The sequence below is a fragment of the Planctomycetota bacterium genome, assembly GCA_035384565.1.
Taxonomy (GTDB): domain Bacteria; phylum Planctomycetota; class PUPC01; order DSUN01; family DSUN01; genus DAOOIT01.
Genome location: DAOOIT010000017.1, coordinates 86,551 through 102,021 on the forward strand (window position 1 = coordinate 86,551; position 15,471 = coordinate 102,021).

Sequence of the window (15,471 nt, forward strand, 5' to 3'; positions counted from 1 at the left end):
CCTTCGAAACGGGGGTGGACGGCTGCTCAAGGGCGTCCAGGATAGCCGAGAGCGGCGGAAAAGACAAGTGTTGACAGGCCTTTGCCGCGGGGGTATCCTCTGGGCATGTCTCGCGCCGCGCGTCTGGCGAAGCTGCTGCTGTCGGTGGCCGGCCTCGTGCTGGGCGGCGAGGGCGCGCCCGAGGCGAAAGCGCCCCCGGCGCCCTCGTTCCCGCCCGTGTCGGGGCTGGAGGCCCTGCGCGGCGGCCTGCGGCCTCTGCCCGACGGGCGGGTGGAGCTGTACTACGACGGGTCCGACCCGGCGCAACTCGGCGACTGGCGCGTCGAGGCGGGCCCGGCGCCGCAGATGGCCGAGGGCGAGCTGCGCCTCGGCTCGGACGAGAGCCACACGCTGCGGCACGTGATGGACTTTCTGGGCGCGGTGGACGTTGCGGGCGCGTGCCGCATCGTGGAGCCGCTCGGCAGCCACGGGCATTGCTCGGTGGCCCTGCACGCCGGCCCGGGGCGCGGCTACTGGCTGAACCTGCGCGAGTGGCACCCGGAACTCTACCGCGAGGACGGACAGGCCGCCGTGCTGGCCGCAGCCGAGGCCCGGCTGCGCCAGGGCCTTACCCACACGTTTCACGTGGCGCGCGCAGGCAACCAGTTGCGCGCGTGGCTCGGCCAGGGGGTGCGGCTGCGCGCGCCCGACAGCGCCTACCACCAGGGCTCGGTGCTGCTCCGGGCCTGGCGCGTGCGGGCGGGGTTCCGCGGCCTGTGGCTGATGGGCCGGCCCGACCCGCAGTGGCTGGCCGCCAACCCGGGCGTGGCAGGCCAGCTCGAGGCCCTGCGCCTCTACCACGGCGGCGTGGCCGCGGTGCAGCCGCTCTGGGCGAGCGGGCAGCGCGCCGAGGCCCTTGCCAGGGCGAAGGCGCTCGCTGCCGAAGAACCGTTTGCCAAGGCGCCCGCCGCTGCGAAGTGGCTCGTGGAGGATGCCCAGGCCGTGGCCGACTTCTGGCAGGCCGTCGAGACGGCCCTCGCCCGTCTCAAGCCGGGCGACGCGCTTCAGGCAGAGGGCGCCCAGGCCACGTTCCAGAGGTACGAGCAGGGCCTGCTCATCGTGCGGGCCGGCGGCGCCGACGTGCCGAAGAAGCCTGCCAGCCTTGCCGACGGCGAGCTTCTCGCCCTGGCCGCCCGCGTGCGGCAGGCCGAGGGGGGGCGCGATCACCTCGCCCTGGCGCTCCCGCGGCTGGGCGGCGACGGGGCCGACGCGGCCGCGGCGCTCGCGGAGCTCGAGCTGGCCCGGAAGGCGGGAGCGGATGTCGCCCGCCATCGCGGCCTGTTGATCCCACGGCCGCCGACGGCCGAGAAGAGCGGCCTGCCGTCGCCGGCAGCCGGGCCGCGGGTGGCCTACGAGGGCAAGCCGCTCTACATCGAGGCCGAGGCGGCGGTCGCGCGGGTCGGCGCGATGGAGGTGGGGCGCGACGAGGCCGCCTCCGGCGGGCGCTTCGTGTGGGAGCCGCCCGATGAGGACGGCGGCCAGTACGGCAAGCCGTCGTCGCGGGTCGTGTTCCACGTGCTCGCGAACGAGCCCGCCACCGTCTACCTGTGGGCGCGGGTGCGGCCGCCCTCGTCCAGCGCCAACTCCTTCTTCGTCGCCGTGGCGCCCGAGGGGGTGGAGAGCCCGAGCCTGAAGGCGTGGCACCTCGCCCCAAAGGCCGGGTGGCACTGGGAGCCGTTCAACCTGGCTTCGGCCGTGGACGAGGGCAGCACGAGGCCCAGCCCGGTGCCGCTTCAGCCGGGGGTGAATGCTCTCGTCTTCGCGGTGCGTGAGCGCGCGGTGGGCCTCGACAGGCTCTACCTCAGCAATGGCCCCGAGCCGCCGAGTCAGTAGGAAAGAACTGCCTGTAGGGGGTTTCCCCCCAGGCCCTGGGTGAGATTTCCCGGGAGGGCGGGGGTGCGGGGGAGGGAGCCCCTCTCGAAAGAGGGGTTCCCTCCCCCGCAGGCTCGCGCCAGAATCTCATCGCTCTTCTGTCATGCGTCGAAGAATGTCCCAGAAGGCCCCGCGGGCGCCTGCGCGGATGGCCGCGGAGAGGGTGGAGTTGTCGTTGTAGTTGTAGTTCGCGGCGCTCTCGCCGCCGGAGGGGAAGAGGAATCGCTCATCGCCTGCGATGAGGCGGCGGACGTAGTCGTGAGCGTCCGGGCCGAGGGCCGGCTCGAGGTAGTAGGCGGGGCGCAGCAGGCCCTCCTCGTCGTCGCCTCGGCCCAGCCAACGGGCGAGGGGGGTGCCGGGATAGAGGCGCACGCCCAGGCTCGTGCCGACGCGCGAGGGGTTCATCTCCTTGAGCGCCTCGATGCAGGCGCGGAGTGTGTCGCGCGTCTCGCCCGGCCCGCCGAGCAGGAGGTCGAACATGAAGGGGATGGCGTGGCGGTGGCACGCGGCGGCGGCCCGGCGCAGATCGTCGAGCGTGTGGGTGCGGCCCAGGGTGGCGAGCATGCGCGCGTCGGTGTGGTCGGCGGTGAAGTCCACCCCCGCGCAGCCGGCCCGGGCCATGGCGGCGGCGAGTTCGTCGTCGAAGCCGTCGGGCACGGCATAGGCGTACCAACGGATGCGGCAGCCGAGGCCGCGGCGGGCCATCTCGGCGCACACGGCCAGGGCGTGGTCGCGCGGCACGTTGAACTCGGCGTCGCAGGTGTGAAACACGTCTACGCCCTGCTGCCGCACCAGGCTCTCCAGTTCATCGGCGACCTGGGCGGGCGTGCGGGCGACGAGTCGTGTGCCCTTGGCCACGGGGTCGGCGCAGTAGGTGCAGGCGCGGGGGCAGCCGCGCTTGGTCTCGAAGCCCACCTGGCCGCCCTCGGCGAGGTAGCGGGGGTTGTCCACCACGTCGCGGCGCCAGACGGGCATGGCCGCGAGGTCGTGGCGGAAGGGCGGGTTGTCGCAGGCGACGCGCCCGTTGCGGCGGGCGAGGAGGCCGGGCACGTCGTCCACGGGCGCGCCGTGGGCGAGGCCGTGGGCGAGGCGGCGGAGGGGCTCCTCGCCCTCGCCGCGGATGGCGTAGTCGGCCTCGCAGAAGGCGAGCGCGGCGTGGGGGAAGATCGAGAAGCCCACGCCCCCGAGCACGATGGGCGCATCGGTGGCCGCGCGGATGCGGCCGATGAGCGCCCTCGTGCGGGCGAGGCAGAAGTCGCGGCTCGCGGCGAACGAGTCGTCCACGTTCCGCACGCTCACGGCCACGAGCAGCCACTCGCGGCGGCGGAGCGTCGCGTCAATGGCCGCCTCGGGCGAGGGCGCGAAGGCCAGGTCGAGCAGTTCGACGTCGAACCCTGCATCGCGCAGGTGCTGGCCGATGTGGTCGAGGCCCACCGGCGTCACGGGAGGCCTCATCAGGTTGGGGTTGACGAGGAGGACGGGGCGCATCACGGCTTCCGCTTGTTCTCGAACCAGGCCGGGCCGCCCCACTTGCCGGTCACGACCACGTCCAGGTCGCCGTCGCCGTCGAGGTCCACCGCGTGGATTTCCATGCCGGAGCCGACGCCTTCGTTGTAGGAGAGCACGTGCTTAGCCCAAGTGGGCGATGGCCCGGGGCGGAACTCGTACCAGTAGACGCCGAGGGGGCCGAACTCGTCGGGGTCGCCGCCGTTGTGGGCCATGAAGCGCTTGCCCGTCACGAGGTCGAGGTCGCCATCGCCGTCCAGGTCGGCCAGGGCGAGGCTGTGGGGCTGCGACCAGGTGTCGTCAATGACGTGCTGCTTCCACGAGACGGCCGCGCCCTCCTTGACCTGCTGGTACCAGAAGATGCCGTGCTTGTGGGCGTTGGAGGTCACCACGTCGTTCAGGCCGTCGCCATTGACGTCGTGGACGAGGATTTGCGGGGTGTGGTCGGCCTTGCCGTCCCTGGCGCCGAGCGCCCAGGGGTGCTCGGTCCACTGGCCTTTGCGGGGATCGGCGGGGGCCTCGAACCAGGCGTCGGGGCGGAGCACGTCGGGGCGCTTGTCGCCATTGATGTCGCCCACGCCTGCCCCGAAGTTCATCGGCTTGGGCGAGATGACGTGCTTGACCAGGCCGCGCTTGCCCGAGGCCAGGATGCCGACTTCGTACCACACGGTCGGCTGCGTGTGGGCGAGGATTTCGTGGGCCTTGCCGTCGCCGTCAACGTCGGCGAGGTCGCCGCACTCGAAGTTGCCGGCCTTGTCGGCGACCTCCTCGGGCCACTCGCCCGCGGCGCCGAGGGTGTTGCGGCTCCAGGTGACGCTCGTGGAGAACCAACCGCACGACACCACGTCGGGCTTGCCGTCGCCGTCCACGTCGAGCGGCAGGTTCATGAAGTCGTCGGCGTAGCCCTTGCCCTTGTCGTCCACCGTGCCGCGGACGGAGCGCACCTTGAGGGGCTTGAAGTCGGGCGCGAGATAGAGGAACGGGCCGGCCACGATATCGAGCTTGCCGTCGCCATTGAAGTCCGCCACCCCACACGCCTCGGTGCGCACGTTGCCGATTCGATGCAGCACAAACTTGATCGGCGATTCCGTCGCCCCCTTGGCCTCCGGCGGCCCCTCCCCCGCCACCGCGCCGCAGAACCACAATGCCAGCACAAACACAGCCTGTAGTCTCATCGCCATCCCGTCCTCAACGTGATTCATGGGTCCGGCAGCGCTATGCGCCCAGCTTCTTCTTGCGCTCCTGCCCGAGGGCATCGGCGGCGAACATGGCGTCCACGACGCCTTCGGAGGTGACCTCGAAGGCGTGGCTGGCGCACAGGGAGCCGGGGCCGGCGCAGGCGTCGCCGATCAGCTTGAAGCGCTCGCGCGCGGCGCCCGCCAGGCCCAGGTCGCCCAGCGTCACGGGCAGGCCCACCGCGATGCACCAGTCCACGATGGTGTAGAGGTCCTCGGTCCGCACGTCGGGGTCCATGCAAAGCTGGCTGGCGACGCCGAAGGCGACCTTTTCGCCGTGCATCATGCCGAGCGCCCTGCACTCGGGGTAGCCGGTGAGCAGGTTGCCGATCATGTGGGCGGTGGCGAGGCCGCCGCTCTCGAAGCCGAGGCCGGAGTGGAGGACGTTGGTCTCGATGACCTTCTCGACGGCGGGGGTAACGACGTGGAGCTCGGCGGCCCGCCGGGCCTCGACGCCGAACTCCAGGAGCGTGTCGTAGCACAGGCGCGCGAGGGCCACAGCGGCCAGGGTGGGCGTGCCGCCGCCCAGGTTGAGCACCTTGCGGGTGCGCATGGCGGCCTGGGTCTCCACCCAGGTCGAGAGCGCGTCGCCCATGCCGGCCACCAGGGCGCGCACCGGGGCGTTGGCGATCACCTGGGTGTCCACCATCACGATGTCGGGGTTGAAGGGCCAGCAGTCGAAGCCCATGAAGTCGCCCTTCTCGCTGTACCACACGGTGGCGGCGCTGGTGGGCGAGTCGTTGGAGGCGATGGTGGGGCAGGTGATCATGCCGAGCTTGCCCTGGACGGCGACCGCTTTCGCGGTGTCGAGGGTCTTGCCGCCGCCGATGCCGACCGACACGTCGGCGCCCTTCTCCCGGGCGATGGCGAGCACGCGGGCCGCCTCGGCCTTCGTCGTTTCGCCCCGGAACTCGACGTCCACAACCTCGAGCCTGGCGTCCTTGAGGCTCTGGAGCACGGTCTCGCCGACGGCGGCCTTGACGCGCGGGTCCCACAGCACGAGGGGCTTCTTGCCCACCAGGCCGATGTAGCGGCCCGCCTCGGCCAGCACGTTGCGGCCCTGGACGTACTTGCGCGGCGCGATGAGGACGGATTTCATGTCACTGGGCCTCCTTTGCCTTCAGGACGGGTTGGGCGGCGGCCCCCGAGGCCGCGTTGTGCCGGGCGCGTTCGGCCATGGCGTTGCCCTGGGCGAGCACCACGACGCCGAGGATGAGCACCACGATGGCCGCGACGATCCACTACACGCTCCGCTTGCTGGCGCCCTTCCACTCGCCGGTGCGGAAGCCGTGCAGGTTGCCGATGATGATGGCGAAGGACATGAAGGCGGGATAGCCGACGGGCACGCCCAGCGAGCCCAGGCGGCCCCAGCCGAGGGCGAAGAAGAACACGGCGGCGTCGTGCAGCAGCGCCATGGCGAAGGCCAGGCACAGCGTGCGCCCGACGCCCGGCTGGAACAGGTGGCCCCAGGTCTTGTTCTTCGTGAGCTTGCAGGCGCAGTAGCCGCAGGCCGAGAGCACGCCGCCCCACAGGATCAGGCAGGTGACGGCCCAGGCCACGGCGACGCCCTTGTTGCCGGCGGCCTCGGCGGCCTTGGCCACCGGCCCGGCGTAGCCCGACGCCACGGCCCAGCACGCGCACAGCACGCCCGAGACGACGCCGACGAGGACTCCGATGAGCATCCTGGGCCTCTGGGCCCCGGCGGTCTCGTCGGGCGTGGCGGCGGCCTTGGCGCTGGCCTCCTTGAGCATGGCCGCCCGCGCGGCCACGATGACGCCGACCACGCACACCCCCACGCCCGCCAGGATCACGGCCCCGTGCTCGGTCGCCATGTCCTTCGGGTTGAAGAGGGCCATGGGCAGGAGCGACCCCGTGACGATCTGTGCGCCGTAGTTGAGCGCGTAGGCCAGGGACAGGCCGATGAAGGCGAAGCTCAGGCCCAGCGTCATCGAGCCCAGGCCCCACAGGAAGCCGAAGATCAGCACGGGCAGCAGCTTCGCCATCGCCACGTTGCCGTAGACGCCGAAGAAGTCCTCCACCACGGCCGGCCCGACCACCACCGGCAGCAGCACGGTGACGAAGAAGAAGAACGGCCCCCACAGCACCTCCCAGGGCGTGTCTTTCCTCACGAACTTGCTGGGCAGGCCGAACGACCCGCCGCACGCCGCGCCGAGGAACAGGAAGAGAAAGCCCAGCCAGATCTCCATCGTGCGTGCTCCTTAGTCAGGAGGCTCCGGATCATCCATCGGACGGGTCGGGCCGGCCCGACGGGTTCCACGTCGCATGGGGCCTCACCCCAGCTTGCGCAACCGCGCGTGAATGCCCTTGAGGGCTGGGTACAACTGCTCGAACGTCGCATACCACTCGGCGTACTGCGCCGTGAGCGCCGCGTTCGGCTCATAGACGCGGCCGGGACGGGCCACGTGGTCGTAGGCGTCCTGCTCGTCGCGGTAGAGGCCGACGCCGATGCCGGCGAGAATGGCGGCGCCCAGGGGGGTGGCCTCCTCGAGCTCGGGCGTCTCGATCGGCTTGCCCGCCACGTCGGCCTTGTTCTGCATGGCGAAGCGGTTCTTCGTGCCCCCGCCCACGGCCACCAGCGACTCCGCCTTGAGGCCGAAGCCGCGCTCGAGTCCCTTGAGGATCTGGAGGAACTGATAGCTGAGGCCCTCGACGACGGCGCGGGTCATGTCGCCCTTGGACACGATGTTGCGGAGGCCGACGAAGGCGCCGGCCGACGAGGCGTCCACGATGGGGAAGCTGCTGCCGGACATGTGGGGGAGGAACATGACGCCGTGGGCGCCTGGCGGCGCGGCGGCGGCTGCGGCCATCAGGTAATCCCAGTCCACGCCGCCCTCGGCTTCGGCCTTGCGTTTCTCGTCGGAGCCGAACTGGTCGCGGAACCACTCGAGCATTTCGGCGGCCACGGCCGAGCCCATCACCGCCCACATGTCGCGGGCCACGTGCGAGTCCACCCACGTGCCCATCGCGGCCGCCTCGGGCGTGAGCACGGGCGCGGGGATGGCGGCGACGATGATGTCCCAGGTGCCGAGCACGGAGAGCACGACGCCGGGCTTGAAGGCCCCCGCGGGCAGGGCTCCGCACAGGAAGTCGTGGCCGCCCAGCACCACGGGGGTGCCCCTCGGCAGCCCCGTGGCCTCCGCCGCCCTCGCGTGCACCTGGCCGAGAACCGTGCCGCTCGGGCGCGGCTCGGCGAGCAGGCCGCGGTCAATGCCCGAGACCTCCAGCAGCTCGTCCGAGTAGGTGCGCGTGCGCTGGTCGAGGAGCAGGGTGTTCGAGGCCATCGAGTAGTCGGTGGCGAACTCGCCGCAGAGCATGAAGTTCACGAAGTCCTCGATGAGCAGCCATTTGTAGGTTCTCTTGAGGATTTCGGGCTCGTGCTCGCGCATCCAGAGGATGCGGAGGGCCGAGTTGATGGCCCACACGGGGTTGCCGCTGATGGCGAACTGCCGCTGGGCGCCCACGTGCTCGAGCCACCAGTCCTGCTGCGGCTTCGTGCGGGCGCAGTGCCAACTGATGAAGGGGTAGAGCCAGCGGCCGTCCTTTGTCATCGGCACGCCGTCCATGCCCATGCCGGTGACGGCCACGGCGCGGATGGCGGAGGGGTCGGGCAGTTGGCCGATGGCCTCGCGCAGGGCGTCGCAGGTGCCGCCCCAGATTTGCTCGGGCCTCCAGATGGCCCAGTCGGGGTGCGCGGGGTCGGGGTTGACGCGCTCGGTCGGGCGGCTGGCCTTGGCCACCGCGTTGCCCTGGAGATCGTAGACCACGGCCTTGAGGCTGGTGGAGCCGAGGTCAATGCCCACAAGGTAGTCCATGCGTCCTGCTCCTCCTGCCGCAGCCTGCGCGTCGGCTGCGTGATACGCGCTGCGTGATGCGTGAGAAGAGAAGGCACATGCGTTCGGCTCCCGCCTTCTTACGAATCACGTATCACGCCTCACGAGAACGCCTCAATCGCGCCCGAATCCTTCCAGCCTTCCAACTGAAGGGGATAGGCTCCGTACATGTGGATCGCGTTCCACATGGCCAGATAGTTGCCGGGCTTGACGGCGGAGTGGATGCTGTTGGACGACGAGACGATGAGCCCGCCGCCCGGCCCCGCCGCGCGGATGACGGCGAGGGTCTCCTCGACCACCTGCTTCTCGGTGCCGAAGGAGAGCGTCTGCGCGCAGTTCACGTTGCCCTTGAGCGCGATGCGGCCGCCGTACCGCCGCTTGAACTCCGCCATGTCCAGCCCGCCCAGGGGGTCAATCGGGTCCAGGCAGTCAATGCCCGAGTCCAGGATCATGTCGAGGATGGGGCGGATGTCGCCGTCGCTGTGCTTGATGACGGGCAGGCCCAGCTCATTGAAGGTGCCCATGACCCGCCGGAGGCCGGGGTAGAGGAACTCGCGGAACATGGCGGGCGACACGAAGGGGCCGCTCGCCGACGCATAGTCGTCGCCCGTGAACACGAAGTCCACGCCCCGCTTCGCCACCTCGCGCGCCATGGCGATGTTGGCGTTCACCGAGATTTCGACGAGGCCGTGGACCAGCTCGGGCTCGGCCGCGAAGGCCATCATCAGCGTGTCGAAGCCCGCGAGGTAGCGGGGGATGGAGAAGACGTCGTTGAGGTGCACGCCCACGGCGAGGCGGCCCTTGTAGCGGGCCACCATGCGCTCGATGCTCGCGTAGCGCCCGGGCGCGTGCGGGTCGGGCGGGCGGTACCGGCGCAGCGCGTCGAGGGTCTGGACGGGGTGCTCGACGGCCACGCCGTGCTCCTCGCCCGAGTCCTTCATCACCATGCCCCACTCGCTGCGGGCGAGGCCGGGGCCGAGGCGTTCCTTCTTGAAGTCGGGCGCGGTGAGGATGGCGTCGAGGCCCATGCGCACGGTGAACTCTTCCATCGTGGCGCCGGGGCAGAGGGCGTCGCGCACGCGACGGTCAATGATCCACTCGAAGTGGGGGATGCGGTCGGGCTCCTGGCGGCGGAGGACGGCCAGGACGCGTTCGGCGGAGGTCATGGCGCTCATGGGCGTGAGGCACCCTGGGGGGCTGGGAGCCGAGAGGCGCGCGGCACGCGCCCAGCAGGATAGCGGCTGGGCGGCTGGCTGTCAACCGCGGAGTCTGCGGGGGGTGCGGGCCGGGATTGTAGGCAGATTCCGTAGCCCCTTCGGGGCGCCATGGTGAAGCCCAGGGCAACGCCCTGGGTCCAGCGGCACCCACCAGGAAGCCCTGAAGGGGCGGCATGGGGCTCCCCTATCTCGCCCCTTCAGGGCTCGGTCTGAGGTGGCCTCCTTCCCAGGGCGTTGCCCTGGGCTTTACCATACGAGCCTTTCAGGCTCCAGAGAGGAGCAATCCACCTGCAATTGCGGCCCGCACCCGTTTGCGGGGGGTGCGAACCGGGAAGGTAGGCGACCGTACGCACCAGCGCCCCCATCTGTGGGGGACATCGTGGGCGGCGTGTCCCCACGCCGCGAACCGCGGGACGGGGACGCGCCGCCCACAAGCACAGCCGAGGGCGGCTGTGCCACATGAAACCCGCCGCACAGGAGCAGGGCCACCTACTACTCGGGGGTGCACCCGTCCGCGCGGGGGCCGGAAAGCGCGGTCGCGCGAGCCGGGTGCCGCGTGGGGGAGGGGGACCATAGGGGACTCTCTTCTCGCCCCTACGCTCTGCGTGGGGGCGGAGATGCGGACGCTCCGGCATCCCTTCTTCCATTTCCAGGAAGGCGAAGAGGGCCGCAGAGCGGCCAAGAGCGCGTCCCCACGCAGAGCGTAGGGACGAGAAAGTGGGGCAGAGCGTAGGGACGAGGAAGTGGGGCGGAGCGAGGGGGGAGGGCCACACGGGAAAGAAGGGACTCAAGGAACGCCGGCGCGGCCTGGGAGCTTGGCTGCCTGTGGTCTCCTCTGTCCCCCTCGTCCCTTGGAACCCTTTGGCCTGGGGCGGTGGAAGGCGTTTTTTTTCATTGGAGGCTTGACAAAGCAAATTATTATGATATACTCACGGAGTGGGCAGCATTTCACTTGTCCTGCTGCCCAAAGGGTGAGGCGGCGGAACGCCTTGCCCAACGGCTGACACGTAGGCCAGCCGCTGCATATCCACCTGATTCCGCAAATCCTTATATTGCTGCGGATTATGGCCAGCAGAGGCCGGCGCATGGCCGCCGCTGCCGGCCGAAGGGGGTGCGCTTGAGAGACCTCGCCTGACTTGATGCGGGTGCTGTGGGTGTAGTATCCAAGTATCGTGTAACTCGATGAGGAGAAGGGGCATGGGAGCGAAGTGGGCTGGCTATTCGCGGCTGCCCAAGCCGGCCGAGGAGCCGGTCGAGGTGCGGGTCGCAAGGCTGTCGGACGTCGAGGCGCGCGCCATCCACTGGCTGTGGCCGGGGCGGGTGCCGGCGGGCAAGGTGACGCTGCTCGTGGGCGACCCTGGGCGCGGCAAGTCGTTGATGGCGCTGGACATGGCTGCGCGTGTGACCACGGGCGCGCTGTGGCCGGATGAGGAGCTTTCGCGGTCCGAGCTGGGTGCTTGCGAGGCGAGGCCGGCGGGTGTGCATCCGCGCGGCAGCGTGATCCTGCTGACGGCCGAGGACGATGCGGGCGATACGGTGCGGCCGCGCCTCGAGGCGGCGGGGGGCGACCCGAGCCGCGTGCTGGTGCTGCGGGCCGTGAAGCGGGCCGGAGCCGAGGGGGACCAGATGTTTTCGCTGGCCCACGACGTCGAGGTGCTCGCGGCGTGCATCCGGGAGCTTGGGGATGTGCGGCTCGTGGTGCTGGACCCCGTGAGCGCGTACCTGGGGGGCGCCGCGGCGAACAGCAACGCCGACGTGCGCCACGCGCTGGCCCCGGTGAGGGAGCTGGCCGAACGGACCCGGGTGGCCGTTGTGGCGATCAGCCACCTGACGAAGAAGTCGGATGCCGCGGCGATGTATCGCGCGATGGGCAGCCTGGCGTTCGTGGCGGCGGCGCGCGCGGTGTGGGCGGTGGGGCCGGACCGCCAGGCGGCGGGCCGCCTGCTGTTCCTGCCGCTGAAGTGCAACCTGGCGGGCGGGGTGACGGGTCTGGCCTACCGGATCGTGCCTTCGGCCGCGGCGCCCGACGTGCCGGTGCTGGCCTGGGAGCCGGGGCCGGTGACCGTGTGGGCGGAGGACGCGCTGGACGCCCGCCTGACCGCGGCGACGCGGCGCGAGCGGGCGGGGCTGTGGCTGGAGGAGGTGCTGGCCGGCGGCCCGGTGCCGGCGGCGGAGGTGGAGGCACGCGCCAAGGCGGCAGGCATTGCGCTGATCACCCTGCGCCGCGCCAAACGGGAGCTGGGGGTGGTGGCGGCTCGGAGCGTGTTCGGCGGCGCCTACCTTTGGCGGCTCTCAGCGGAGGAGAGCCGCCCGGTCGAGGCGGAGGTTCGGGCCGCGGAGCCTCCGGGGGCGGCTGCGCCGGGGCTTGTGTAGCGGGTGGACCGGGGGCATCAAGCGACGCCCTGCCGGAGGCGCCGAGACCTACGGGAGAGCCGCGGCTTGGACCATGGTGTATCACCCCTGTGGGGGAGAGAGTGATACAGCATGGCATGCGCGGCCGCAGAAGGGCGAGAATGGCCAAAGCGCCATGCTTGCTCACTCCGGAACGGAGGGGGAGATGAGCAAGCATGGCGCGGGCCGGGGGCTGGACGGGATGGACAGGGCGGCGAGGCCCCTGGGTGCGCCCCGGGGAGGGTGCCTGGGAGGCGCGGGCTGGCGCGCGTCAGGTGCCGAAGGTGCCCTCGACGCTCATGGTCTTGCCGCCGGCCTTCTTGGCGGCGGAGGCGCGGACGCGCTCCTGGAGCTTCTCGTAGAAGAGGCCCTCGTCCACGGGGAGGTCCACCCAGGCATCGGTCCAGGCGGAGAGGAGCATGGCGTTGGAGATCTGGAGGCTGTTGATGCCCTCGGCGCCGTGGACGGTGAGGGGGGTGCCCTTGAGGATGTTCTCGACCCATTTGCGGGTGACTTCGGCGTGGGAGCCGCCGCCCTGGCGGACGGGGATTTCGCACTTCCAGCACTCGGGCTCGCCGAAGCCGCCCTTGTATTCGCGAATGTGGCGGCTGACGGGGGTGCGGGTGCGCCAGAAGGTGAGGCTGTTGCCTTCGAGGACGAGCTTGCCGTGGTCGCCGGCGATTTCGAGGCGGTTGGTGCCGGGGGCCTCGCCGGTGGTGGTGACGAAGAGGCCGGTGGCGCCGTTGGGGTATTCGACGTAGGCGGTGGCGTCGTCCTCGACCTCGATGTCGTGGTGCTTGCCGAAGGCGACGAAGGCGCGGAGGCGGCGGGGCATGCCGCAGATCCACTGCCAGAGGTCGAGGTTGTGGGGGCACTGGTTGATGAGCACGCCGCCGCCCTCGCCGGCCCAGGTGGCGCGCCAGCCGCCGCTGTCGTAGTAGCTCTGGGCGCGATACCAGTTGGTGATGATCCACACGCTGCGCTTCATGGTGCCCAGCTCGCCGGAGTCCATCAGCTCCTTGAGCTTCTGGTAGACGGGCACGGTGCGCTGGTTGAACATGATGCCGAAGGCCTTGCCGCTGCGGGCGGCGGCCTCGTTCATCTCGCGCACCTGGCGGGTGTAGACGCCGGCGGGCTTTTCGGTGAGGACGTGGAGGCCGTGGCCGAAGGCCTGGACGGCGATGGGGGGGTGGAAGTAGTGGGGGGTGGCGATCACGATGGCGTCAACAACCTTCGCGGCGAACAGGGCATCGGCGCTCTCGTAGGCGGCCACGCCCTCGCCGAGGTGCTCTTTGGCCCAGGCGAGGCGGTCGGGCGCCACGTCGCACACCGCGGTGAGTTTGGCGTGGGGCACTTCGCCCTTGAGGAGGTAGCTGGCGTGGTGGCTGCCCATGCCGCCGAGGCCGACGATGCCGATGCGAACGGACTCCATGCCTTGTTGCTCCTTGCGCCGAGGGGACAGTGGCCGCGGCGCGTATTCTAGCGAAATCGGCGGCGGTGCGCCAGCGCGGGAGTTTGCGGGGCGGCCTTGGTCCGCACGGCGAAGCGGGTGCGGCGGCGGCGGGGCCGGAGCGTGGCCGCCCGTCGCGCGCCCCGGGCCGGTGCCGCGCGCGGCGCGGAAAAATGCAGAAATTTCGCTCGCGGGTGATTTTTTCCTATTGACATTGCGCCCCAAACCGGTTACACATTAGCGCAAGAGAGCCACAAGGGCCAGGGCATAGCGGGTTGGTTCCCCCCAGCTTATTGCGGCGCGTCCCTGCGAGACGGCGGCCTGGCGACGGAGAGGGGCGCGTCGGGGGAACCGCAGGAGAGAGGAGCGAGCGTGGGATCGCCGCGCGGAGCCGCAGCGGCCCCGCAGAGAAGAGAGTTGCGTTTGTCACTTCGTTCTGATAGGATTGGGCGCGCGAGCGGCTGTGGGATGCCGCCTCCCAATCCTCTGGTTAGGAGCCGACGGATGAGCGTCGAAGACGGCGAACCTCCGGGGAGTACCACTGCGGTGCTCAGCGCCGCTACGAGCGGCGCGCCCGGTGCTGCCCGGTGGAGCCAGTCGAGGCCCGGTGAGCTTTGTCCTTCCCTCGAAACCCGCGACAGCATTCCCGCCCCGCCAGAATCGCCGGTTCTGGAGCAGCGCATCAGCGCGCGCTCGCGCGCGTTCCGCCGGCGCTTCTACCCTGAAGCGACCAATGCCGAGTGGTGCGATTGGGCCTGGCAGGTGCGCCACCGCATCGAAGGCCTGGCGGGCCTCGAGCGCGTGCTGCGCCTGTCGGACGACGAGCGCAGGGCGCTGACGCGGCAGGACCACGTCCTGCCCGTGGCCGTGACGCCCTACTACCTGAGCCTGCTCGATGCCGCCGACGCCGCGCATCCGCTGCGGCGCACGGTCATCCCCGTCGAGGCCGAACTCGTCCGTTCCGAGGGCGAGGAAGAGGACCCGCTCGGCGAGGAGAACCAGAGCCCCGTCCACTGCCTGGTCCACCGCTATCCCGACCGGGTGCTTTTCCTGGTCACGCGGTTCTGCTCGGTCTACTGCCGCTTCTGCACCCGCTCGCGGCTGGTGGGGCATCGGGCCGGCGCGCCGTTCAGCCTGGAGGAGTGGGGGAGGGCGATCGAGTACATCGCGGCCACGCCCACGGTGCGCGACGTGCTCATCTCGGGCGGCGACCCGCTCACGCTCTCCGACGAGCGGCTCGAGTGGCTGCTGTCGCGCCTGCGGGCCATCGAACACGTCGAGATCATCCGCCTCGGCACCAAGGTGCCGGCCGTGCTGCCCCAGCGGGTCACGCCGGCCCTGGTCCGCATGCTCCGCAAGTACCACCCCCTGTGGATGAGCCTGCACTTCACCCACCCCGACGAGTTAACGCCCGAGGCCGCCCTCGCCTGCACGCGGCTTGCCGACGCCGGCATCCCGCTCGGCAGCCAGACGGTGCTCATGGCCGGCGTCAACGACAGCGTGGGCACGATGACGCGGCTGGTCCACGGCCTGATGAGGATTCGCGTGCGGCCTTACTACCTGTACCAGTGCGACCCGATCGTGGGCAGCGCGCACTTCCGCACGCCGGTCGAGAAGGGCCTGGAGATCATCCAGGGCCTCCGCGGCCACACGAGCGGCTACGCCGTGCCGCACTACGTCATAGATGCGCCGGGCGGCGGCGGGAAGATACCCCTTCTGCCCGAATACTACCAGGGGCGCGAGGGCAACTTCGTGCTCCTGCGCAACTTCGAGGGCAAGCTCTACCGGTACCCGGACCCGCTGCCCTCGGATACCTAGGAGCCTGTCCAAGAATCCGCGTGGGACTGCGACGCCGGCGATTCTTGCCGCAGGCTAGGAGCACGGAGGAGGCGATGCAACGGAGAGCATCG

General features: G+C 70.7%; 11 protein-coding genes. 3 read left to right on the plus strand and 8 right to left on the minus strand.

Translation table 11 applies throughout. The annotated features are described in order from the left end of the window. The first annotated feature begins 105 nt into the window (after positions 1–105). Entirely contained in the window at positions 106–1,872 is a 1,767-nt protein-coding gene (locus PLE19_08670; protein HPD15010.1) for a hypothetical protein, read from the plus strand. Positions 1,873–1,998: 126 nt separating this feature from the next. On the opposite strand, the gene PLE19_08675 is transcribed toward PLE19_08670, so the two are convergent. The 7 genes from PLE19_08675 to PLE19_08705 all read right to left on the minus strand — a co-directional run bounded on the left by PLE19_08675 (position 1,999) and on the right by PLE19_08705 (position 9,669). After that, positions 1,999–3,399 carry a radical SAM protein gene (locus PLE19_08675; GenBank protein ID HPD15011.1) on the minus strand — a complete coding sequence of 467 codons (1,401 nt, stop codon included), beginning with the start codon at positions 3,397–3,399 and terminating at the stop codon, positions 1,999–2,001. Beyond that, a complete protein-coding gene (locus tag PLE19_08680; GenBank protein HPD15012.1) occupies positions 3,399–4,592 on the minus strand; it encodes a VCBS repeat-containing protein in 1,194 nt (397 codons plus the stop codon). Before PLE19_08680 ends, PLE19_08675 begins: the two co-directional genes overlap by 1 nt. A 40-nt stretch (positions 4,593–4,632) precedes the next feature. Next, entirely contained in the window at positions 4,633–5,751 is a 1,119-nt protein-coding gene (locus PLE19_08685) for a glycerol dehydrogenase (GenBank protein HPD15013.1), read from the minus strand. A 1-nt stretch (position 5,752) separates the two neighbouring features. Beyond that, a complete protein-coding gene (locus PLE19_08690; GenBank protein ID HPD15014.1) occupies positions 5,753–5,875 on the minus strand; it encodes a hypothetical protein in 123 nt (40 codons plus the stop codon). Positions 5,876–5,893: 18 nt separating this feature from the next. Further along, positions 5,894–6,859 carry an L-rhamnose/proton symporter RhaT gene (locus PLE19_08695; GenBank protein ID HPD15015.1) on the minus strand — a complete coding sequence of 322 codons (966 nt, stop codon included), beginning with the start codon at positions 6,857–6,859 and terminating at the stop codon, positions 5,894–5,896. 84 nt (positions 6,860–6,943) lie between these two features. Further along, positions 6,944–8,485 (minus strand): FGGY family carbohydrate kinase, encoded by a 1,542-nt coding sequence (locus PLE19_08700; protein ID HPD15016.1) that lies wholly within the window; start codon positions 8,483–8,485, stop codon positions 6,944–6,946. 119 nt (positions 8,486–8,604) lie between these two features. Continuing rightward, a complete protein-coding gene (locus PLE19_08705) occupies positions 8,605–9,669 on the minus strand; it encodes a uroporphyrinogen decarboxylase family protein (protein ID HPD15017.1) in 1,065 nt (354 codons plus the stop codon). A gap of 1,248 nt (positions 9,670–10,917) precedes the next feature. On the opposite strand from PLE19_08705, the gene PLE19_08710 reads away from it, so the two are divergent. Continuing rightward, positions 10,918–12,093, plus strand: coding sequence for an AAA family ATPase (locus PLE19_08710; protein ID HPD15018.1), 1,176 nt, complete (start codon positions 10,918–10,920; stop codon positions 12,091–12,093). Positions 12,094–12,382: 289 nt separating this feature from the next. On the opposite strand, the gene PLE19_08715 is transcribed toward PLE19_08710, so the two are convergent. Continuing rightward, positions 12,383–13,543 carry a Gfo/Idh/MocA family oxidoreductase gene (locus PLE19_08715; protein ID HPD15019.1) on the minus strand — a complete coding sequence of 387 codons (1,161 nt, stop codon included), beginning with the start codon at positions 13,541–13,543 and terminating at the stop codon, positions 12,383–12,385. Between the two features lie 522 nt (positions 13,544–14,065). Between PLE19_08715 and PLE19_08720 the strand changes: the two genes are divergently transcribed. Further along, a complete protein-coding gene (locus PLE19_08720; protein ID HPD15020.1) occupies positions 14,066–15,379 on the plus strand; it encodes a KamA family radical SAM protein in 1,314 nt (437 codons plus the stop codon). Positions 15,380–15,471 lie beyond the last annotated feature (92 nt).